Annotated in this window: 1 protein-coding gene; it reads right to left on the bottom strand. The window is 48.8% G+C overall.

Annotated features, from left to right (window positions below; genetic code table 11):
* The coding region (locus AB4507_RS21965; protein WP_372183375.1) for a tandem-95 repeat protein at positions 1 to 1,366 on the bottom strand (1,366 nt) is incomplete at both ends.

Genomic DNA, 1,366 nt, shown 5'->3' with positions numbered 1-1,366 from the left:
CCTGTGTCTGTATCGTCAACGTCTGTATAACCCAAGTCAGCTGCCGAGATCGTGTAGCTGCCTGCCTCATCCACTTCCGCCGCCAAATCGCCTGTTAGTTCCGGCGCATCATTCACTGGCGTCACCGTCAAGTTGAAAGTGCTGTCTACCGGTGTGCTACCATCTTCGTTGCCGTCTTCAACGTTCACATCGAACGACGCTGACGTGGTTTCACTGCCGTCATGTTTGAACGTCACTTCACCCGCCGCCAACTGCGCCACAGTGAAATGGTTCGACGGAACACCACCGACTAAGATTATGCCGTCACTCGCGTTGCCGACCGTGAAGGTCACACCTGTGTCTGTATCATCAACGTCCGTGTAGCCTAGGTCCTCAGCCGTAATGGTGTAGCTGCCTTCTTCATCCACTTCACCCAACAAATCACCTATCAGCACTGGTGCATCGTTCACAGGAGTGATATTAAGCGTAACTTCTGCTTCGTCTTCCCCACCGTTCCCATCGGTCACTTTATATTTAAAAGTTGCCTCCCCGTTATAGTCGGTATCCGGTGTGAATGTAATTGTATTGTTTGTGTAGTCGACAAACAGCTCACCATTAGTCGCGGAGGTAATTGAACCCACAACAATTGAGAGCTCATCACCATCAATGTCAGTATCATTCGCCAACAATTCATCAAAAGAAATCGTGATAGACGTGTCTTCAGCAGTAACAAGTTTAGATTGATTAATACCTGTCACTGTAATGTTATCTAACAACGCACCGTAGCTATCTGAAGCACCAGCGCCTGCAAATGTAAGGTCCGTAACGTCCCCTTGGACTTCGAACTCAGCCGTGATCTTATACCAACCATTTGCGTCAGGTTGCCCTATTTGGACATTAAGTCCGTCGGCACCCGATAGAGATCCATCGGCGTGAACAGTAACTAACGTGTCACCGACTTTAAACGTCATGTCAGAAGATGAATTACCGTCTCGTCGAGGGTTGTAATCAAATTCAACACGCACGCTATCTTGGTCTGACGTATTAATATTTGTTGTGATCGCGGTGTTTTGATGAGCATCAAGCTCAGCGAGGTAGTCACCGTCTGTCGCTTCAGCTATGAGACCGTCACGCTGAATCTCTAGACCATTTGTTGCTTCCCAATCATCTAGTTCGTCGCCAGTTACTACAGTCCAACGACCTGTGTTTGTCATGTTTTCAAAGGACTCAGAGAAGAGCAGCGTCTCACTATGAGTTTCATATGTGTCATCAATCGCTACTGGACCGTCGTTGGTGCCTGTCACGGTAATGGTTAAGGTATTGGTTTGGTTGACCGTGCCGTCGCTCGCGGTGTAGGTGAACACCACTTCCGCGGTCGCTCCTGTGG

Origin of the sequence: Vibrio sp. 10N.222.54.A3 (genome assembly GCF_041474095.1) — a bacterium.
Taxonomy (GTDB): Bacteria; Pseudomonadota; Gammaproteobacteria; order Enterobacterales; family Vibrionaceae; genus Vibrio; species Vibrio crassostreae_C.
The sequence above is the reverse complement of the archived record's forward strand: the minus strand, read 5'-3'. Positions and strand labels throughout refer to the sequence as shown.